At 58.6% G+C, this 18082-nt stretch carries 24 protein-coding genes; 16 read left to right on the top strand and 8 right to left on the bottom strand.

Features of this window, described 5'->3' with window-relative positions; genetic code table 11:
* Positions 1 to 122: 122 nt before the first annotated feature.
* Positions 123 to 1028 carry a peptidylprolyl isomerase gene (locus JHL21_RS12640; RefSeq protein ID WP_200213837.1) on the top strand — a complete coding sequence of 302 codons (906 nt, stop codon included), beginning with the start codon at positions 123 to 125 and terminating at the stop codon, positions 1026 to 1028.
* 49 nt (positions 1029 to 1077) lie between these two features.
* Here the strand turns inward: JHL21_RS12640 and JHL21_RS12645 are convergent, their stop codons facing one another.
* Positions 1078 to 1707, bottom strand: coding sequence for a TetR/AcrR family transcriptional regulator (locus JHL21_RS12645; RefSeq protein ID WP_200213839.1), 630 nt, complete (start codon positions 1705 to 1707; stop codon positions 1078 to 1080).
* A 99-nt stretch (positions 1708 to 1806) separates the two neighbouring features.
* Here JHL21_RS12645 and JHL21_RS12650 point away from each other — a divergent pair, with 99 nt between their 5' ends.
* The 5 genes from JHL21_RS12650 to JHL21_RS12670 all read left to right on the top strand — a co-directional run bounded on the left by JHL21_RS12650 (position 1807) and on the right by JHL21_RS12670 (position 4773).
* On the top strand, positions 1807 to 2034 hold the full coding sequence (locus tag JHL21_RS12650; protein WP_200213841.1) for a hypothetical protein: 228 nt from the start codon (positions 1807 to 1809) through the stop codon (positions 2032 to 2034).
* Positions 2035 to 2134: 100 nt separating this feature from the next.
* A complete protein-coding gene (argJ, locus tag JHL21_RS12655) occupies positions 2135 to 3370 on the top strand; it encodes a bifunctional glutamate N-acetyltransferase/amino-acid acetyltransferase ArgJ (protein WP_182394429.1) in 1236 nt (411 codons plus the stop codon).
* Positions 3371 to 3395: 25 nt separating this feature from the next.
* Positions 3396 to 4145, top strand: coding sequence for a GNAT family N-acetyltransferase (locus tag JHL21_RS12660; protein ID WP_200213843.1), 750 nt, complete (start codon positions 3396 to 3398; stop codon positions 4143 to 4145).
* The gene (mutT, locus tag JHL21_RS12665) at positions 4142 to 4549 is read left to right on the top strand and encodes an 8-oxo-dGTP diphosphatase MutT (RefSeq protein WP_169195513.1); all 408 of its coding nucleotides are present in this window, start codon (positions 4142 to 4144) and stop codon (positions 4547 to 4549) included. The genes JHL21_RS12660 and mutT overlap by 4 nt, the downstream gene beginning before the upstream one ends.
* Before the next feature lie 32 nt (positions 4550 to 4581).
* Positions 4582 to 4773: a Flp family type IVb pilin gene (locus JHL21_RS12670; RefSeq protein WP_349236464.1), complete on the top strand. Its 192-nt coding sequence runs from the start codon at positions 4582 to 4584 to the stop codon at positions 4771 to 4773.
* 3 nt (positions 4774 to 4776) lie between these two features.
* Here the strand turns inward: JHL21_RS12670 and JHL21_RS12675 are convergent, their stop codons facing one another.
* Both JHL21_RS12675 and JHL21_RS12680 read right to left on the bottom strand, forming a co-directional pair.
* Positions 4777 to 6246: a M48 family metalloprotease gene (locus tag JHL21_RS12675; protein WP_200213845.1), complete on the bottom strand. Its 1470-nt coding sequence runs from the start codon at positions 6244 to 6246 to the stop codon at positions 4777 to 4779.
* Positions 6243 to 7052, bottom strand: a complete 810-nt coding sequence (locus JHL21_RS12680) for a thermonuclease family protein (RefSeq protein ID WP_254082044.1) — start codon at positions 7050 to 7052, stop codon at positions 6243 to 6245. The genes JHL21_RS12675 and JHL21_RS12680 overlap by 4 nt, the downstream gene beginning before the upstream one ends.
* A 247-nt stretch (positions 7053 to 7299) precedes the next feature.
* On the opposite strand from JHL21_RS12680, the gene JHL21_RS12685 reads away from it, so the two are divergent.
* Entirely contained in the window at positions 7300 to 7788 is a 489-nt protein-coding gene (locus JHL21_RS12685) for a disulfide bond formation protein B (protein ID WP_169195515.1), read from the top strand.
* 3 nt (positions 7789 to 7791) lie between these two features.
* Here the strand turns inward: JHL21_RS12685 and JHL21_RS12690 are convergent, their stop codons facing one another.
* The 3 genes from JHL21_RS12690 to JHL21_RS12700 all read right to left on the bottom strand — a co-directional run bounded on the left by JHL21_RS12690 (position 7792) and on the right by JHL21_RS12700 (position 9782).
* Positions 7792 to 8349, bottom strand: a complete 558-nt coding sequence (locus JHL21_RS12690; protein ID WP_200213847.1) for an HNH endonuclease — start codon at positions 8347 to 8349, stop codon at positions 7792 to 7794.
* 87 nt (positions 8350 to 8436) lie between these two features.
* Complete coding sequence (locus tag JHL21_RS12695) at positions 8437 to 9108, bottom strand: prolyl oligopeptidase family serine peptidase (RefSeq protein ID WP_200213849.1); 672 nt, start codon at positions 9106 to 9108, stop codon at positions 8437 to 8439.
* Positions 9105 to 9782, bottom strand: coding sequence for a DNA-3-methyladenine glycosylase (locus JHL21_RS12700; protein WP_200213850.1), 678 nt, complete (start codon positions 9780 to 9782; stop codon positions 9105 to 9107). Before JHL21_RS12700 ends, JHL21_RS12695 begins: the two co-directional genes overlap by 4 nt.
* Here JHL21_RS12700 and gluQRS point away from each other — a divergent pair.
* Positions 9781 to 10635: a tRNA glutamyl-Q(34) synthetase GluQRS gene (gluQRS, locus tag JHL21_RS12705; RefSeq protein ID WP_200213851.1), complete on the top strand. Its 855-nt coding sequence runs from the start codon at positions 9781 to 9783 to the stop codon at positions 10633 to 10635. The genes JHL21_RS12700 and gluQRS overlap by 2 nt on opposite strands.
* Here gluQRS and JHL21_RS12710 read toward each other — a convergent pair.
* The gene (locus JHL21_RS12710) at positions 10589 to 11011 is read right to left on the bottom strand and encodes a DUF4260 domain-containing protein (RefSeq protein ID WP_200213852.1); all 423 of its coding nucleotides are present in this window, start codon (positions 11009 to 11011) and stop codon (positions 10589 to 10591) included. The two genes, gluQRS and JHL21_RS12710, sit on opposite strands and share 47 nt — an antisense overlap.
* Before the next feature lie 89 nt (positions 11012 to 11100).
* Here JHL21_RS12710 and JHL21_RS12715 point away from each other — a divergent pair, with 89 nt between their 5' ends.
* From JHL21_RS12715 to JHL21_RS12735, 5 genes are read left to right on the top strand one after another with little or no spacing between them, the layout of a single operon-like run.
* Positions 11101 to 12015 carry a LysR family transcriptional regulator gene (locus JHL21_RS12715; protein ID WP_200213853.1) on the top strand — a complete coding sequence of 305 codons (915 nt, stop codon included), beginning with the start codon at positions 11101 to 11103 and terminating at the stop codon, positions 12013 to 12015.
* 6 nt (positions 12016 to 12021) lie between these two features.
* Entirely contained in the window at positions 12022 to 12219 is a 198-nt protein-coding gene (locus JHL21_RS12720) for a twin transmembrane helix small protein (RefSeq protein ID WP_169195522.1), read from the top strand.
* Positions 12220 to 12222: 3 nt separating this feature from the next.
* Entirely contained in the window at positions 12223 to 12816 is a 594-nt protein-coding gene (locus JHL21_RS12725; protein WP_200213854.1) for a cob(I)yrinic acid a,c-diamide adenosyltransferase, read from the top strand.
* A 44-nt stretch (positions 12817 to 12860) separates the two neighbouring features.
* Positions 12861 to 13532: a rhomboid family intramembrane serine protease gene (locus tag JHL21_RS12730; RefSeq protein WP_169195524.1), complete on the top strand. Its 672-nt coding sequence runs from the start codon at positions 12861 to 12863 to the stop codon at positions 13530 to 13532.
* Positions 13533 to 13586: 54 nt separating this feature from the next.
* Complete coding sequence (locus JHL21_RS12735) at positions 13587 to 13769, top strand: putative motility protein (RefSeq protein WP_200213855.1); 183 nt, start codon at positions 13587 to 13589, stop codon at positions 13767 to 13769.
* 1 nt (position 13770) lies between these two features.
* Here the strand turns inward: JHL21_RS12735 and JHL21_RS12740 are convergent, their stop codons facing one another.
* On the bottom strand, positions 13771 to 14433 hold the full coding sequence (locus tag JHL21_RS12740) for a TlpA disulfide reductase family protein (protein ID WP_254082045.1): 663 nt from the start codon (positions 14431 to 14433) through the stop codon (positions 13771 to 13773).
* Between JHL21_RS12740 and argH the strand changes: the two genes are divergently transcribed.
* The 3 genes from argH to lysA all read left to right on the top strand — a co-directional run bounded on the left by argH (position 14432) and on the right by lysA (position 18073).
* Complete coding sequence (gene argH / locus JHL21_RS12745) at positions 14432 to 15898, top strand: argininosuccinate lyase (protein ID WP_211200590.1); 1467 nt, start codon at positions 14432 to 14434, stop codon at positions 15896 to 15898. The genes JHL21_RS12740 and argH overlap by 2 nt on opposite strands.
* Positions 15899 to 16026: 128 nt before the next feature.
* Positions 16027 to 16740, top strand: coding sequence for a gamma-glutamylcyclotransferase (locus JHL21_RS12750; protein WP_200213856.1), 714 nt, complete (start codon positions 16027 to 16029; stop codon positions 16738 to 16740).
* A gap of 73 nt (positions 16741 to 16813) precedes the next feature.
* Positions 16814 to 18073, top strand: a complete 1260-nt coding sequence (gene lysA / locus JHL21_RS12755; protein WP_200213858.1) for a diaminopimelate decarboxylase — start codon at positions 16814 to 16816, stop codon at positions 18071 to 18073.
* Positions 18074 to 18082: the final 9 nt, after the last annotated feature.

Consider the following 18082-nt stretch of genomic DNA (forward strand, 5'->3'; position numbering starts at 1 on the left):
GATTTATAGTGCCAGACACAACGGAGTGCACGGCACATTTTAGCCGTCATGTCGTGCGAGCCGGAAAGAACAAAGATTCGGTAGTGCCGATCCGACATCGGCAAAGGAGAGACCTAATCCCTATGCAGAACCCTGCCTTGCGCCTGCTGCGCGCTGCTAGCCTCGCGACAGTCCTGCTCGCGGTTCCTGCTCTTGCCACCTACGCGCAAGACGCCGCTCCTGCAGCACCTGATCAGAATGCGGTCGTTGCCACCATTGGCGCGCACTCCATTACCGAAGCTGACCTGACCTTCGCCGCCGAAGACATGGCACAGGATCTGGCACAGCTCCCACCCGATGAACGTCGCGCATTTCTCGTGCGCATCCTCATCGACATGAAGGTGATGGCTCAAGCGGCTCGCGAAGCGGGTATGGACAAGACCGAGACCTTCGCTCAGCGCCTTGATTACCTCGAAGAACGCGCTCTGCGTCGCGCCTATTTCAACGAACAGATCGTTGCGAGCGTGACCGAAGAAGCCGCCCGCGCCGAGTACGACAAGTTCGTTGCCGAATACACTCCGGAAGACGAAGTTCACGCCCGCCACATCCTCGTTGAAGAGGAAGCAAAGGCCAATGAACTCAAGGCCGAGCTCGACAAGGGTGCAGATTTCGCCAAGCTCGCGGCTGAAAACTCCATTGATCCAGGTGCCGCCAACGGTGGTGATCTTGGTTTCTTTGGCAAGGGCATGATGGTCGCTCCATTCGAAGAAGCGGCCTTCGCGCTTGAAAACACCGGCGACATTTCGGCGCCAGTTCAGTCCCAGTTCGGCTGGCACATCATCAAGCTTGAAGAAAAGCGCCAGTCGGCTCCGCCAACCTTTGAACAGGTTGCAGGCCAAATCCAGCAGCAGCTGATGATGACCACGTTCAACGACAAGGTCACCACACTGATGGATGGCTTGGACATCACCATTAACGACGAGGCCCTCAAGGCCAAGTTCGACGAACAGGAAGCCGCAGAAGCGGAAGCGGCTACCCCCGCTCAATAATCCTCGTCACACTGTACGAAGAAAGCCCGGTCTCGCACCGGGCTTTTTTTTATCTTGTGGTGCTGTTCAACGCGCCGTGCAGCACGCTATCGACGACGGCCTCGATTGTCCCCATGGCCGCCTCGACCCGCCCAAGCAAAAGCTGATGCCACGCGTAGGAGACGATGAGATCAACGATCAACTCGGAATTGACCTCGGGCGCGCACTCCCCTCGCAGCTTGGCCTTTTCGATGATTTGAATAACCACAGCTTTGCGGCCTTCCTGATACGCATAAAGCGCATCGGCTGCCGCTTGATCGGTCTGCGCCTCGGCAATCAGCGCGCGATAGACCGTGGCGGCGAGGCTGTTATGCCAGAAGCCTAGCAGCTGATTGTCGAGGAATGCGACAAGGTCCGCGCGCAAGCTACCCGTGTCGGGAAACGGGCGTTCGTTTTTAAACCGCCGGTAGACGTCGAGCATCAGCGCGGTTCTGTTTGGCCACCAGCGATAGATGGTTGGCTTACCAGCACGGGCCTTTTTAGCGACCGCCTCAATCGAAAACCCAGCCACACCGCCTTCGTTTAACACCGCTTCCGCCGCATCCAGAATGGCTTCTTGGCTCGCCGGATTGCGTCGCGCGCCGATTGATTTTCGCGTCACAGCGCCGGTGGGTTCAGCTTGAGAGTCTTTGAGGTCCATCCCCCGAATATGCCTGAGGCGGCACTCAAAGAAAAGACTTGAACGAAACGGCCCGTTTCATTACATACGAAACGTATCGTTTCATTAGAGATCCCAGACATGCCCATCCCCGCCCGCGTAAGACTGGCCCTCCTCCTCACCATTGCCGTTTACCCCCTCGTCACCCTTGGGCTCTACGCACTTGGCCCGCTGACCCAAACTTGGGAACTTTGGCAAAGAACTTTGATTTTAGTGCCAGTGGTCAGCTCAAGCCTTGCCATACTCATCTCGCCTTTCATCAACCGCCGGTTCGCCAAATTCATCATCGGGCGTAAGCCTATTGGTTAAAAACACCGCACTGCAGTTACACTCCTTCTGCTCTGCCTTGCGTCCGTCACACCTTTGAGGCAAACCGGAAAGCAATCGATTTGCCTTTGAGGTTTCGCCCATGGCCGCAATTCCGGTATCACCGCTCGCGCCGAAGACTTTCCCCGAGCTCCCAGCGATTGAAGGCGTTCGCTTCGCCACTGCCGAAGCTGGCATTAAGTACAAGAACCGCACCGACGTTCTGTTGATGGCGTTTGATGAAGGCACCTCCGTTGCTGGCGTGCTCACGCGCTCGCTGTGCTCGTCGGCTGCTGTCGAGTTGTGCCGCGAAAACCTGCCTGGCGGCATCGCCCGTGGCCTCGTCGTCAATTCGGGCAATTCCAATGCCTTCACCGGCATGAAGGGCCGCGAAAGCGTCAAGCACATCGCCGCAACCGCTGCCAAAGCGCTCGGCTGTTCCCCTTCGGAAGTTTTCATCGCTCAGACCGGCGTTATCGGTGAGCTGATCGATGCGTCCAAGTTTGATGGTGTTCTCGACGAAACCGCGACCCGCATGAACCTCATGCCGTGGATCGAGCCTGCCAAGGCCATCATGACCACGGACACCTATCCAAAGCTCTCCGGCGCTGTCCTCGACATTGACGGTACCGAGATCAAGATCAACGGTATCGCCAAGGGTTCGGGCATGATTGCGCCGGACATGGCGACCATGCTGAGCTTTGTTGTCACCGACATGCCGATCGCAGCGCCAGTGCTACAGGCGCTCCTGAGCCGTCACGTCCAGACCACCTTCAACGCCATCACCGTAGATAGCGACACGTCCACGTCTGATACGCTGCTGGTTTTCGCCACCAATAAGGCTGCTGTCGAGCCGATTGCATCGCTCGATGATCCGCGCGCAGAAATCTTCGGCCAGGCCTTGGCCGATGTGCTGTTCGAATTGGCTATCCTCACCGTCCGCGATGGCGAAGGCGCCACCAAGCAGGTGTCCGTTCACGTCGAAGGCGCAGTCTCTGACGAAAGCGCTTTCCGCATCGGCAAGGCCATTGCTGATAGCCCATTGGTCAAGACCGCCATTGCCGGCGAAGACGCCAATTGGGGCCGCGTGGTCATGGCAGTCGGCAAGGCCGGCGAGCCAGCGGACCGCGATAAGCTTTCCATCCGCTTCGGCGATCTCGTCGTCGCCAAGGATGGCGAGCGCGCTCATGGTTACGATGAAGCCGCCACTAGCGCTTACATGAAGGGCGAAGAGCTTGAGCTCACCGTATCGCTCGGCATGGGCGAAGGCCGCGCCACCATCTACACCTGCGATCTGACCCACGGCTACATCACCATCAACGGCGACTACCGGAGCTAATCCGGTCGTCACGCGGAGTACCACAATGAGCATCCCAGACGTCGAAGCGATTGAACGCGCCGGGCTATCCGCCTGGCCCGGCATCGAAGAAAAATGGGATGGCTCTTGGGTACGACGCGCCTCAGGCGGCTACACCAAACGCGCCAACTCAACCCAGTGCTTTGACCCTGATGATTTTGAAGACGCCGATCTTCGCATCATCTCGGCCAGCACGTGGATGATCATTCGCAAAACCAAGCCGGTTTTCCGCATCACTCCGCTCGCAGCGCCTGAAGTATCCGCCACGCTCGACGAGTCGGGCTGGCAAACCATTGATCTCAGCCACATCTATGCGATGGACCTAGGCGATCATGAAGCAGACGCCGAGGCGCATTTCCTCAGCGTCACGGACCCCAAATTTGTCGCAGCCCAGCAGCAGCTTCAGTCTTATGACGACACGACGCTGACCGGGTTCACGAACCTGATGGCGGTTTTGAAGGTGCCCGCCACCGGCGTGGTGCTCACGCGTGATGGGCAAGCCGTGGCCTCAGGCCTCATGGCCATCGCCGATGGCATTGTCATCACCGGCAATGTCATCACCGACGCCCAACGTCGCCGTCAGGGGCTCGCCAAGTCCATGATGAACTCGGGCCTGGCTTGGGCCAAGAAACAGGGCGCCAAATTTGCCGCTCTCAATGTCCAAGGCGACAATCCTGCCGCCATCGCGCTCTATTCTGAGCTCGGCTACACCCATCAATATGATTATCACTACCGCATCCCCGGAGCCCCCAAGTGAGCGATAAGCCTATTCTCCTTGTTGTCGCCTGCGCTCTGGTCGATGCCGACCGTCGCGTGCTGATCGCCCAGCGCCCCGAGGGTAAGAACATGGCGGGTCTGTGGGAATTCCCCGGTGGCAAGGTCGAACCCGGCGAAACGCCAGAGGCAGCCCTTATCCGCGAATTGCGCGAAGAACTGGGTATTGAAACCAAGGAGGCCTGCCTCGCACCGGTTTCATTTGCATCCCATTCTTACGATAATATTCACCTGTTGATGCCACTTTACGCCTGTCGGAAGTGGCAAGGCACGCCGCAAACCAACGAGCACCAGGCCCTCAAATGGGTCCGCCCGCAGGCTCTGCGAGATTACCCCATGCCCCCAGCCGATGAACCGCTCATTGCGGCCCTGTGCGATCTGCTTTGAGGAGAGCGGCATAGGGCAAGTTTGGAGGCCCTATGCTGAGCACAACATTTTCGCGCTTTATACGTGACACCAGTGGCGCCACAGCGATCGAATATGTGCTCATTGCCGCGCTTCTCAGCCTGACGGCCCTAGCTTCAGCCTCTGTGCTCGGCCCCAGCATTGAAAATCTGCTCAAATACGGGAACGCGGCCAATATTTTTGCCGAAAAAGCCGCCAACCTCTAAGCGCTACTGCACCGCCACGATTTTATAGCGCTGACCGGCTCTGAGCTCATCGCCCGGATAGAGATTGTTCAAGATAAAGAACAGGTCGCGTCCGGCCGGAATATTGGCCATCTGCGCCGCCAAATTATTGGCCGTATCCCCGGCCTTCGCCGTCACCAAACGAATAGAGGTTTTCCGGATCGGGGCCAGATCGGCCGCCGTCGTACGACGGAAGCTTTGGAGCGTTGTATCAAAGCCCTGCGCAAAACGCTGACTGTCAGCCTTGGCCGCGAAGATAAAGCGATACACTTCGCCATCCATACGCATCACCGCCACACGGAAGAACCACTGGTCCGTCTGCGCTAGGCCCGACGCCATCTCAATGCCGTTGTAATTCAGCGCCTGAACGGTGTCGGCCTTCAGGCCCGCTATCCAGCCGGACTTGAGGTACGCCGTCAGCTCCATATTGCCTTGGACCTGCGCGCTATCAAAGCGCACCGCTTCCCCGTCGCCCGCCACGCCCACAACCGCGCTCTGCGCGTTTTGCAGCGCATAGTTTTGCGGCACGGCAAAGGTGAACTTGCGCGCCGGATTAACGAAGCGCTGGCCCACAATACTGCCCTGCGCCGGACTATCGCCAAAAGTCATGCCAGAGATGGCCGCCAGATACCCTTCACGATCGGTCTCACCGACTGCACCTGCGCCAAACAGGCGTGCCGAGCTCAACGCTGTCTCAACGCGCGCTGGCGTCGATGGGTGCGATGACAAGAAACCATCGCCCTTGGCAGCGCCAGCCGAGAAGGCCGCAAACCGGCTCATCACGCCCAAGAAGCGCGCCGCAGCCGTTGGATCATAGCCAGCCTTGCCGGCAAACTTGATCCCTTCACGATCCGCCTCAAGCTCTTGGTTCTGGCTAAAGGCCGCCAAGGATTGACGCGTCCGATCGGCAGCGGCATCGCTCGATCGATCGCCACCGAAAATCCCTGTGACCACACGGTCAACAATTTGCGTGGTCCGGGTCTTGTCGGTGCGCGCGCGCGCATGGCGCAGCGTCACGTGGGCAATTTCGTGCGCGAGAACAGCCGCCAGCTCGCTCGTATCCGAGGCCAGCGCCAAAATCCCGCGCGTCACATAAATATAGCCGCCCGGCAGCGCAAAAGCGTTCACTTCCGAGGTGTCGAGGATCGTCACTTGGAACTGCACATTGGGCTGGTTTGCGGCAGCCAACAGGCGGCCCACAATCCGCGCAACCATGATCTCGGCTTGGCGGTCTTCATAGACCCCACCATAGGTTGCAACAATGCGCGGATGCTCGCGACGGCCAATGGCATCATCACCCGTGAGCGTTTCCTGCGACACTGAAGGCGCCGGATTGTCCCCGGTCCGGCCAACGCTGATGTTGGAGCCCGTAATCGAGGAGCAAGCAGTTATAGCAAGCACGCTAACCGCCAAGGCGGAGGCACGAAGGGCAAATTTTTTAGGAAGCGTGGTCATTGCCGCCCAAGTACCTCGATCTGTTCGGGATGGGTCACCTCGATGCGTGGACCGTCCCGATCGTCCACCCATCCACGCACTCGCACCAGCGCACCCTCCAGCGCCAGCAAATCAATACTATCGTCATCAAAGAGCCGTTGAGCCGGCCCCTCGATCACCACAGTGAAGTCTTCTTTATAGAAACGGCCAAAATTGAGATAAACACGTGCTCCGCTCTTTTCGGCGGTTAACACTCTGCCCTCAACCAGTTCGTAGTCGCCGACGCGATCTGTGAGCATCTCGGGCCGGTCTGCTTGTCGCACTCGATAATAGGAGTTGGCCCAAATGCCAAGGCCTTCGACGCGCGCGCGCGCTTCTGCGGCCAAAAGCGGGCCGAGGCATTTGCGATTATCGGGGAAAGAATAGACCCGCGCCAAGCCGTTCGCGACCATATGCAGTTGCGACCAGATCAACGTCTCGCCGTCTTCGACAAACACATGGGCGAGCGCGCGGTCATAGCGGTCGATCTCTTGCCCACCATAACCCAATTGGACGCGCTTATTGAGCGCTAATGCTTCAAGCTGCGCCTTCGCCTCTTCGGCAAGCGGCCAGGTTGGAAACCCTTCCCGACCCAATGGCAATTTTGGCGCTTGCGTCCCGATCATCCGCACCGTGATCCCACTATCGAGCACGATGGTATCGCCGTCGGTGACCTGCACCACCAGCCCGCCTTTGACCATGCGCAATTCGGCACAGCTTTCCGCCGCCGCCGGACTGACCGCCGCCAAAATTCCTGCACTGATTGAGGCCAGAGTGACGCTGCGCAATACCACCACCTTAGATCAATACTTTGTTCACCATGCACCACAACTGGGCAAAAAAGGATTACCGGCCTGCACCAGCTTTAGGCCAATCGCATCAACTTTCGTCCGCTGCGATCACAATTTCGCGCGCGACATTGCCCTATGCTTGTGGCGAAATAAGGCACACACAACAAACTTGCGCTTTGTCTGGGTTTTGACATGAATACGGGCTAAGCGCCTGCCACCTAATCGCGTCAGCAGAGAAAACTAAATGGCTCGTCCGTTCGAACGAATTGCCGCCGGGATCGCCTTTATCCTAGGCCTCGCCACCATTCTGGGAGCCCTCGGCTCCCAATATATCGGCGGTCTCCAGCCCTGCGACCTCTGCCTGCAACAACGCATGCCCTATTATTGGGGCCTCCCCCTCTTGGCCCTGATTCTGGTGCTTTGGGGCCGCCTACCCAAGCAGGTCAAAATCGCCGGCATGGCGATTGTTGCGGCGCTGTTTGCCTATGGCGCTTATCTTGGCGCGTTCCACTCTGGCGTCGAATGGGGCTTCTGGCCCGGCCCGACCACATGCTCTGGCCTTGGCGAAAGCCTCTCACTCGATTCGCTCAATGATCTGAAACCGGTTATCGGCTGCGACGTGGTGCAGTTCCGCTTCCTGGGCATTTCCATGGCTGGCTATAACGCCATCATCTCGCTAGCAATCGCGGGCCTGCTGACCCTGTCCATCCTGCGCACATCGCGTCAGCGCTAAAGCCTAGGGCTCAAGCTCGATGTCCCAATAGAGATAATCGAGCCAGCTCTTATGCAGATGATTGGGCGGGAAAGACCGCCCATTATTGTGCAGGTCATGCACACTTGGCGCAAAAGGCGTCTGCCGAGGAAACATCTTGATCTCGCTCGGCAGGCGGTTGGCTTTGCGCAGATTGCACGGCGCACACGCCGCCACCACATTCTCCCAAGTCGTCAGCCCGCCCTTAGAGCGCGGAATAACGTGGTCGAAGGTCAGATCATGCGGATTGCCGCAATACTGGCATTGGAAACGGTCGCGCAGGAACACATTAAAGCGTGTGAAAGCCGGGAAGCGCACCGGCTGCACATAGTCTTTCAGCGCCACAACACTGGGCAGACGCATATCGAAACTGGATGAATGGATCACCGTGTCGTAGTGCGACACGATGTTGACCCGATCCAGATACACCGCCTTAATCGCATCCTGCCACGACCATAAAGACAGTGGGTAGTAACTGAGCGGCCGGTAGTCGGCGTTCAGTACCAGTGCGGGACAAGTCTCAGGCGACACATGGATAGTCACTTGAGTCTCCCGAAACGGGAATCGTGTAAGTCCATAGCGCAGTAATACTACGCCGTTTGTGTCGCCTGTGTGAAGCAGATGCCGGATTTATTTTTGGCTGACTGCCGAAATAAAATTCGTCATGAAATCAAGACCATCGGGTGCAATTCCATGCCCGACGCCACGGCTCACGTGATAGTGCACGTCAAATTTTTCATCGCGCAGAATACGGTCAGCGTCGGCGCTATGATTGGGGTCGACGACCTCATCCATATCGCCATGCACGAGGCATACCGGCGGCTTGGCCAGCGCGTCCGAGCCAAACTGTTCTGGCGGCAGGAAAGCGCCGGAAACTCCGATTACCCCCATCAGCTGCTGGGACTTGGGCAGGGCCAATCCTGTGTGCAGCGCCATCATCGCGCCTTGGCTAAAGCCCCCCAAAATTGTGCGCTGTGGCAAAATCCCGGTCTGGCTCCACAGATCGTTGAGAAACTCTTCCAAGACCGGGCGGGCCGTCACCACGCCCGTCTGGCGATTAGCAAGGCGGTCCGCGCTCGGGTCCCAATCAATAGGGAACCACTGAAAACCAGCGCTGAATTGACCAACCGGTTGCGGCGCGTTCGGCGAGATAAACAGCGCACCGGGCAGCAGATGCTGCCAATGGCTCGCCAGACCAATCAGATCATTACCGTCGCTGCCATAACCATGGAGCAAAATCACTGCACTATCGGGTGCTTGGCCATTTGCCGGAGCCACCATCGGGCCAGAGAGTTTGGTCACAGCAGGCTTCCTTCTCGCTTCTTCATGGCGGCAAAATAGCGCCAAAATAAAATAGCCGCGGCGGATCGGTGCGGCGACCAATCCTGGGCAATGCCAATCATTTCTTTGATCGTCGGACGAGCGTCAAGACCAAGCCCAGAATGGGCGGCCTTGAGCAAGGCCAAATCCCCGGCTGGAAAAATATCTGGATGCCCGGCGCAGAACAGCAGATACACCTCGGCCGTCCAGGGGCCGATCCCCTTCAACTGCACCAGTCTCGCCACCGCCTCTTCGGCTGGCAAAACCTCCACCGCCGCCAAATCGATCTCACCTGCGCTAATCGCTTCGGCGACGCCGCGCATGGTCGCATATTTGCTGCGCGAAAACCCGGCCCCGCGAATATCGTCTTCTGACACGCCAAGATAGCCATCGGGCTCAAGTGCGCCCGGAAGCGCCGAATACCGCGCCCATATTGCTGCTGCGCTTTGCACTGAAACCTGTTGCCCACAGACAACCTTCGCGAGCCCGGCAAAGCCCTTGGGATTGACCCGCGGCTCAACAACGCCAGCCACCTCCCGCATTGGCGCCAACTGGGGCCAAAACCCCACGAGCTGGTCCACATGCCAGGCCAGTCCCTCGGGGTGATCAATGCGCGGTGTTGCAAGGACCAAATCTTTGGTAAGTCTCTGCGCCATGTCTCAGCCGATCCTTCGCTTCGCTCCCAGCCCCAATGGCTATCTCCATCTGGGCCACGCCCTCTCCGCCTTCCTCACTTGGGAGGCGGCCGAAAAGCTGGGCGGCACAGCTCATCTGCGCATCGAAGACATCGACCTCAACCGCTGTAAACCCGAATTTACCCAAGCGATCTTTGAAGACCTGGCTTGGCTGGGCTTGTGCTGGCCTCAACCGGTGCTGATCCAGTCCGAACGGCTCGAGCTTTATGCCGATGCGGCCAATGTTTTGCGCGACCAAGCACTGATCTATCCGTGCTTTTGCACCCGCGCTGAAATCGCCGAACACGCCAACGAAACCGATCCAGACGGTGCGCCAATCTATCCCGGCACCTGCCGTCACCTCTCCAATGCCGAGCGCATCGAGCGCTTGGAGCGGGGCGACGCCGTTCAGTTCCGCCTCGATACCGAAGCGACACACGACCGCGTTGGCATGCTGACCTATACCATCGTTGGCCCCACTGTGCTCGACCGCCCGCAAGTGCGCTACGCCCGGCCCGAACGTTGGGGCGATGTGGTGCTGCAACGCAAAGACACGCCCACGAGCTACCACCTCTCTGTTGTTGTCGACGACGCCGCAGAGGGTGTTACCCATGTCACCCGTGGCCGCGATCTCGAGGCGGCAACCGATATTCACGTTCTCTTGCAGGCCATATTGGGCCTTAAGAGCCCGATCTATCACTTCCACCGCCTGCTCAAAGACGAGACGGGCGCAAAGCTCTCCAAATCGCGCAATTCCAAAAGCCTGCGCGATTTGCGCGCTGAAGGGCTCACCCCAAACGATGTGCGTCGGTTGATTGGTCTGCCTGAACGCTGAGCTTGTCCCGCCCAATCCGGCCACGGTGCGTCACCTCAAAAGCCAGTCGCGACTTGAGGCCATAGCCCAACATGCGGTCAAATCCTGTGTGAGCGACCAGCAGCAGCCCAATTGCGCAAAGAAGCGAGACTGACAGCATCGCGCCAAGAACGAAGACACCCGCGCCCACTCCATAATTGTGGACGCTATTATAGATCCAGGCCCCGCGGCGCGGGCCCAAGACATAGCCCAAAAAGCTCAGATCGGGCGCAAAGAACACCACAATTGCCGCCCAAACTGGCAAGCCATAATCCCCGCTCAACACAACGCCGAGCGCCACGACAAACAACACCGCCCCCTCGACCCGCTGCCATCCATTTGTAAACCGCTCGTCCATCGCCGCCGTCCTCAATCTTGTTCGATTGAGGAATGGCCGATACAGTTCTGAATAGAAATCCGCCAAAACTGGACGATTAATATTCAAAAATGAATAGAGAGCCCGATTGGAATTTTTGGCGCAGTTTTGCCGCCGTGGTCGAGCACGGCTCCCTCTCTGGCGCCGCTCGGGCGCTGTCGATCAGCCAGCCCACTATTGGTCGCCATATTGAGGCGCTTGAGTTAGCGCTCGCGCTCAAACTCTTTGCTCGCACCCTGTCGGGCCTCAAACCCAACTCCACCGCCCTCCGGCTTTATGATCATATTCGCACCGCGCAAGCGGCAATCGCTGAGGCCAACATCCGCGCAACTGGGGCGCAGGACACGCTCTCGGGCACCGTCCGCATTACCGCCAGCGTGATCATTTCACACCACGTACTGCCCGCCATTTTGGCACCCATACGCCTCGCCTATCCCAATATTGCGCTGGAGATCATTCCCTCGGACACCAGTGAAAACCTGCTGCTCAATGACGCCGACATCGCCCTGCGCATGTTTCGTCCGACCCAACTGGAGTTGATCAGTCGCCACTTGGGCTCAACGGATATTGTCGCCCTCGCCCATGAGACTTATTTGGCGCGCCGCGGCACGCCCCGAACGCTGGACGAGCTTTTCCAGCATGATCTCATCGGATTTTCTGGCTCCACCGCCTTGATCGACCACGCCAAAACGCTCGGCTACACCCTCACCGACGAAAACTTTGCTATCCGGTCGGCCGATCAGGCCTATCTCTGGGAAGCGATCAAAGCCGGTCTAGGCATAGGGTTTGGGCAGAAAGTTCTTGCCCAAACGACATCAGGACTTGTTGTCCTCCCCATCGACATCAAAGCCCCGCCTTTGCCTTTCTGGCTCACCACCCACGAGCACTTGTTCACCTCACCCCGAATCCGTGCCATTTATGACGCACTCGCCAATGGGATAACCGCCTATATAAGAGGCGAACCCAAGACCCCATCGATCGGTTAGGTCCAAATGGAAACCCTTCTCAATATCGCCATCGGCCTCGTCATGCTGTTCGTGGTCATCGTTCTGGGCATGGGCCTGTGGAACATGCTCAAGGGCGGCTCCGGCAACACCAGCCAGAAGCTCATGCGCTTGCGCGTCATCGGTCAGGGCGTTGCCCTGCTGCTGCTGCTCATCGCCTTGGCCCTCTTCGGCGGCAGCCGCTAATCCATGGTCAAGCTCAACGCCATCTACACCAAGACCGGGGACAACGGCACCACGGGTCTGGTGCGCGGTCCCCGTCGCCCCAAGCACGATCTGCGCATCGACGCTTTCGGCACGGTCGACGAAACCAATGCTTTCATCGGTCAGGCGCGCCTGCACACCGCAGATTTTCCAGCCATTGATGCTGTGCTCGGCCGCATTCAGAACGATCTCTTCGATCTTGGCTGCGATCTAGCGACACCCGGCGCCGATAGCCCGGAAGATCCCTATCCAAGCCTGCGCATTCGCCCTGTACAGACCGCCTATCTCGAAGAGCAGATCGATCTCTACAATGCCGATCTCGCCCCACTGACGAGCTTTATCCTGCCCGGCGGCTCGCCTCTGGCGGCCCTGCTCCACGTGATCCGCACCGTCGCGCGTCGTGCCGAACGGCTGGTTGCCGAACTTCTTGAAGTCGAACCGGAAACCAGCGCCGAAACCCTGCGTTATCTTAATCGCCTCTCGGACCTTATGTTCGTCCTCTCGCGCACCACCAATGGCAATGGCGCAAAGGATGTCTTGTGGGTTCCGGGCAATTATGGTGACATCTCAAAAGGCTGACAGGCACAGCCGATCTTTTTTGGAGACCGGCTCTGTTCGTTCCTTTGCATGATAGAAACGCCATCCGTCACGTTCGTTTCCCCTATGTGACCTATGGGCTGATGGCGTTCACCATCCTCGTCTTCTGCTTTCAGGCGATATTGCCGCCAGCCGATTTCGATCAAGCCACCATCAATTTCGGCATGATCCCGATTGTGGTGCGCGATCTCTATCCCCAGCCTGTGCCGTGGCTGCCCGATTGGGCGACGCTCTTCACCTACGCGTTTTTACACGCCGATTGGCTGCATCTGTTGAGCAACATGCTCTTCCTCTGGGTGTTCGGCGACAATGTCGAAGACGCCTTTGGGCACGTGCGCTATTTTCTGTTTTATGGGGCCTGCGCCATCCTCGCCGCCCTATTCCATCTCGCCTTCAATCTCGATGGCAATGGCCCACTGATCGGCGCGTCAGGAGCCGTAGCAGGGGTGATGGGCGCCTATATTCTCTTGTATCCGCACGCCCGCGTCTTTGTGCTCGCCAAAATCGTCATCCCCATTCCCGTGCCGGTTCCGGCCTTCTGGATGCTCGGGTTCTGGATCGCCATGCAGTTGTTTTACGCCATTCTCGGCTCGCCCGACGCAGTGGCATGGTGGGCGCATTTGGGCGGCTTCGTCGCGGGCATGGCGTTAACGCCAATTTTCAAACGACGTGACGTGCCTTTGTTCGGTGGACGGTAAGCTTGTTTTAAGCACTAGGGCCTAGCTTTAGCCCACCATACAAGAGGTCTCAGGATGAGCGCCGAACTGGCATCGACAGCCCTAGGCATGCGTCAGCAGCACATGCAGCAACAAATCAGCGTCGCGCTGGTGAGAAAAGCTCATGACATGCAGACGGAAACGCTCGAGATGCTGATGCAGGTGGCGCTCAATGCGCCACCGCCCGGTCAAGGCATCTCGGTCGACAAGATCGCTTAAATTAGCTGCGCAGGCTCAAAAGCGCCTTCACAACATTCTTGCCGTCTTCGGTCTGCCACTCGGCAGGGCCCTGCAACACGGCCAGCTCGCACCCTTCTGGGTCGAGCAAAAGCGTCGCGGGCAGGCCAATCGCTACCGCCTGACGCTTCAACCGCTCAAACGCTGCAAAAGTGTTGTCGGCATAAAGCGGCAGGTTCTCGAACTGCCCTTCATCCAAAAACTGCTGCGCCTTGCCCAAGCCGTCCGAACCAATATCGAGATTGATCGGCAAGACCATAAAGCTATCGGAATTGAACTCGGTCGCGATGGCGTCGAGCGCCGGCATTTCTTCGCGGCACGGCACACACCAGCTGGCCCAGAAATTGACTAGCAGCGATTTTCCATTGAAGTCCGCAACAGTCATATCCGTGCCGTCAATGTCCTTAAATGCCATATCGGCATAGCCGCGACCTTCGCCTGTGCCGTTCAAAGCGGCCAATTCACCCACAGCCGCGCCCTCAATAATCTGTGCTGCAGCGGCCTGAACTGGGCATTCATTCGCTTCCCCGGCATTGCCGAGCATCAGCCATGCCGCTATAGACCCACCAACCACCACAAGTCCCGCCGCAGCTGGCATGATCCAGCGCATCGCGGTTGAGGATCGATCTGAGCGGATATTGGCCATGGTGTCTCCGGACAAGTCTTCAAGCAATAAGATGTGGGGCGGTCGGTTTGCCGAGGCGCCCGATGCGATTATGGAAGAGATCAACGCCTCGATCGGCTTTGATCAGCGCCTCTTCCGTCAAGATATTGCCGGTTCTAAGGCACACGCGACAATGTTGGAAGCCACGGGCATTTTGACGCGCGAAGATCGCGACGCCATTTTGACCGGCCTCGACGAAGTTTTGGGCGAAATCGAGAGCGGCGAGTTCAAATTCTCCCGTGCGCTCGAAGACATCCACATGAACGTTGAGTCACGTTTGCGTGAGAAGATCGGCGATGCTGCAGGCCGTTTGCACACCGCCCGCTCGCGCAATGATCAGGTCGCGACCGACTTCAAGCTCTATGTGCGCGATTACATCGACCACCTGGTCACCCAGATCAAAAAGCTCCAGCTCGCTTTGGTGCTCCGCGCCGAAGACGAAGCGGAAACCATTCTGCCGGGCTTCACCCATCTGCAAAACGCCCAGCCGGTGACCTTTGGCCACCATCTGCTCGCCTATGTCGAAATGCTCGGCCGCGACGCAGGTCGCCTGGAAGACGCGCGCAAGCGTCTCAATGAAAACCCATTGGGTTCCGCAGCCCTCGCTGGCACGCCTTATCCGATCAACCGCGAAATGACCGCTTCGGCGCTGGGCTTTGATCGCCCAACCGCCAATTCGCTCGACGCTGTGTCTGACCGCGATTTCATCCTCGAAACCCTTGCAGCAGCGGCCATCTGCGCCATGCACCTGTCGCGTTTCGCCGAGGAAATGGTCATCTGGTCTTCGGCCCAGTTCAGCTTCGTAAAGCTCTCGGACAAGTTCACCACCGGCTCGTCCATCATGCCGCAGAAGCGCAATCCCGATGCTGCCGAATTGGTTCGCGCCAAAATCGGTCGCATTATGGGCTCGCTCAATTCCCTGCTCGTCGTCATGAAGGGCCTGCCTTTGGCCTATTCCAAGGACATGCAGGAAGACAAGGAAGTGGCGTTTGACGCGCTCGACGCGCTCTCGCTCTCCCTTGCTGCAATGACCGGCATGGTTGGCGATATGCAGCCGAACCGCGACAAGATGCATGCTTCGGCCTCGGCTGGCTTCTCGACCGCCACCGACGTTGCCGATTGGCTGGTGAAAGAGCTGAACATTCCGTTCCGCGATGCCCACCACATCACCGGCGCTATTGTTTCGGCGGCAGAGAAAAAGGGCTGCGGTCTCGAAGGTCTGACCATCGAAGACTTTAAGGCAGTCGATGAGCGTATCGACAGCCGCATCCATAAGGTCATCACCGTGGAAGCCTCCGTTGCCGCGCGTAAATCTTACGGCGGCACCGCCCCGAGCAATGTCGTGGCACAGGCCGCGCGTTGGAAATCCTTGCTCACCGGGGAGACCCACGAGCCGCGCGCGCTAAAAGCCAAGAAATCTGGTCACGGCGACGGCGGCATCGAATAAGCCAAAACAATAAAGCCCTCCCCTGGAGGGCTTTATTTTTGGTGACAGACTGTTCACGCCAGCGGTCTTGCAAATCGAGCCCAGCACCATAGCTTGAGCATATCCAACAGCTTATACGGTCGCGTAACATGCTCTCTCGTACCCGACAGATGCGCCTTACCCCGCGTCACGTGGCCCATCTCCAGCCCGCGACCATTGATGTCGCCCTGCCCAAGCCTCCTGCGGGCATGCGCGAAGCCACGCAGGCCGATTATGATGCCACCATCGCCCAGCTTTTTCCCGAAGCGGACCACCACGAGGAAACCTGGGTCTTTGCCTATGGGTCTCTCATCTGGCGACCCGCCTGCGACTATGTCGAGGTGCGAACTGGCCGACTGCATGGTTGGCACCGTCGCTTCTGCTTGGGCTGGAACACTGGCTTTCGCGGCAGCCCGGAAAACCCCGGCCTGATGCTGGCGCTCGATCGCGGCGGCGCCTGCAATGGCGCGCTCTATCGTCTGCCCCCCGACACGCGGGACGAGAACGTCCAAAAGCTGCTGGAGCGCGAGATGAGCTGGCTCCCCAGCTCTTTCCCACCGCGCTGGGTCAAGGTGAAATCCGGCGACCGCACCGTGCGCGCCCTAACGTTTTGCATTGATCGCCATTCTGGGCGCTATGTTGCGGGCCTGAGCGAAGAGCAAATCGCCGATATGCTGGCCACCGCCACAGGCACGCGCGGCTCAATGGCCGACTACCTCTACTCCACCGTCAGCCATCTCGAAGACATGGGCATTCACGATCCCCATATGTGGCGACTGCAACACATGGTCGCTGAGCGGATCGAGGCGGTTTACGAGCGCTAGAGCACGCTGCCGCTTCCGTTTTCTCCAAGCTTGCCGTAGAGGTTTCTCAAACTATCGCCTTTGGGGAACTATCGTGGTCCACCACTTCCATCACCGCAACGACACCCTCTTTGCCGAGGACGTCAATCTCAACGAACTCGCGGCGGAGGTCGGCACTCCCTTCTACGTTTATTCCAGCGCCACTCTGCGCCGTCACGTCGCTGTGGTTCAGAAGGCGTTTGAAGGCATTCCCACGACCCTGGCCTATGCCATGAAGGCCAATTCCAATCAGGCCGTGCTCAAGCTCATGGCCGCCGAAGGCTGTGGCGCCGACGTTGTCTCGCTGGGCGAACTGGAACGCGCGCTCGCCGCTGGCATCCCAGCCAACAAGATCGTCTTTTCCGGCGTCGCCAAAACCATTGCGGACATGCGTCGCGGCCTAGAAGCCGGCATCAAGTGCTTCAACGTCGAGAGCGAGCCCGAGCTTGAGCGCCTGTCCATGGTCGCGTCTGATCTTGGCCTCACCGCACGCGTTTCCGTGCGCGTCAATCCAGACGTTGATGCCCGCACCCACGCCAAGATCTCGACCGGCAAGTCCGAAAACAAGTTCGGCATTCCCTTCAAGCGCGCTCGTGAAGTCTATAACCGCATCGCTGCGCTACCAAATGTGCAGGCTGTTGGCGTCGACATGCACATCGGCAGCCAGATCACCGACCTAGAACCCTTCGGCAATGCCTTTGGTCTGATGGCTGAACTTGTCAAAGCTCTGCGCGAAGACGGTCACACCATCGAGCATGTCGACGTCGGTGGCGGCCTCGGAATTCCCTATTCGGCCGATGGCGAACTGCCGCCTCATCCAGATGCTTACGCCGCTGTCGTACGCGACAAGGTCGGGCAGCTCGGCTGCTCGCTCGTTATTGAGCCGGGCCGCCTGCTCGTCGGCAATGCCGGTATTCTGGTCACCAAGGTGGAATATGTGAAGCGCGGCGAAAAGGACTTCGTCATTGTCGATGCGGCGATGAACGATCTCATCCGCCCCACGCTCTATGAAGCCCACCATGACATCGTCCCGGTCAACCACTCCAACCTCGCCCCCATCACGGGCGACATCGTTGGCCCCGTGTGCGAAACCGGCGATTACCTCGCCACTAACCGCACCATTCCGGGCGTCGTCGAAGGCGACCTTTTGGCCGTGATGAGTGCGGGTGCTTATGGCGCTGTTATGGCCTCAACCTATAACTCGCGCCCGCTTGTGCCCGAGGTCCTGGTTGATGGCAGCCGCTGGCACGTCATCCGTCCACGCAAGAGCATTGATGAGCTGCTCGCGCTCGATAGCGTGCCAGACTGGCTGTAATCAGTTTGG

Source organism: Devosia sp. WQ 349K1 (assembly GCF_016595685.1).
GTDB lineage: Bacteria > Pseudomonadota > Alphaproteobacteria > Rhizobiales > Devosiaceae > Devosia.

Coding starts and splice junctions, on each gene's coding strand:
- JHL21_RS12725 (WP_200213854.1), top strand. CDS start 12,223: ATGGTCAAGCTCAACGCCATCTACACCAAGACCGGGGACAACGGCACC.
- argJ (WP_182394429.1), top strand. CDS start 2,135: ATGGCCGCAATTCCGGTATCACCGCTCGCGCCGAAGACTTTCCCCGAG.
- JHL21_RS12670 (WP_349236464.1), top strand. CDS start 4,582: ATGCTGAGCACAACATTTTCGCGCTTTATACGTGACACCAGTGGCGCC.
- JHL21_RS12640 (WP_200213837.1), top strand. CDS start 123: ATGCAGAACCCTGCCTTGCGCCTGCTGCGCGCTGCTAGCCTCGCGACA.
- gluQRS (WP_200213851.1), top strand. CDS start 9,781: ATGTCTCAGCCGATCCTTCGCTTCGCTCCCAGCCCCAATGGCTATCTC.
- JHL21_RS12710 (WP_200213852.1), bottom strand. CDS start 11,011: ATGGACGAGCGGTTTACAAATGGATGGCAGCGGGTCGAGGGGGCGGTG.
- JHL21_RS12750 (WP_200213856.1), top strand. CDS start 16,027: ATGCTCTCTCGTACCCGACAGATGCGCCTTACCCCGCGTCACGTGGCC.
- JHL21_RS12685 (WP_169195515.1), top strand. CDS start 7,300: ATGGCTCGTCCGTTCGAACGAATTGCCGCCGGGATCGCCTTTATCCTA.
- JHL21_RS12700 (WP_200213850.1), bottom strand. CDS start 9,782: ATGGCGCAGAGACTTACCAAAGATTTGGTCCTTGCAACACCGCGCATT.
- JHL21_RS12735 (WP_200213855.1), top strand. CDS start 13,587: ATGAGCGCCGAACTGGCATCGACAGCCCTAGGCATGCGTCAGCAGCAC.
- JHL21_RS12720 (WP_169195522.1), top strand. CDS start 12,022: ATGGAAACCCTTCTCAATATCGCCATCGGCCTCGTCATGCTGTTCGTG.
- JHL21_RS12740 (WP_254082045.1), bottom strand. CDS start 14,433: ATGGCCAATATCCGCTCAGATCGATCCTCAACCGCGATGCGCTGGATC.
- argH (WP_211200590.1), top strand. CDS start 14,432: ATGGTGTCTCCGGACAAGTCTTCAAGCAATAAGATGTGGGGCGGTCGG.
- JHL21_RS12715 (WP_200213853.1), top strand. CDS start 11,101: ATGAATAGAGAGCCCGATTGGAATTTTTGGCGCAGTTTTGCCGCCGTG.
- JHL21_RS12650 (WP_200213841.1), top strand. CDS start 1,807: ATGCCCATCCCCGCCCGCGTAAGACTGGCCCTCCTCCTCACCATTGCC.
- JHL21_RS12675 (WP_200213845.1), bottom strand. CDS start 6,246: ATGACCACGCTTCCTAAAAAATTTGCCCTTCGTGCCTCCGCCTTGGCG.
- JHL21_RS12660 (WP_200213843.1), top strand. CDS start 3,396: ATGAGCATCCCAGACGTCGAAGCGATTGAACGCGCCGGGCTATCCGCC.
- JHL21_RS12645 (WP_200213839.1), bottom strand. CDS start 1,707: ATGGACCTCAAAGACTCTCAAGCTGAACCCACCGGCGCTGTGACGCGA.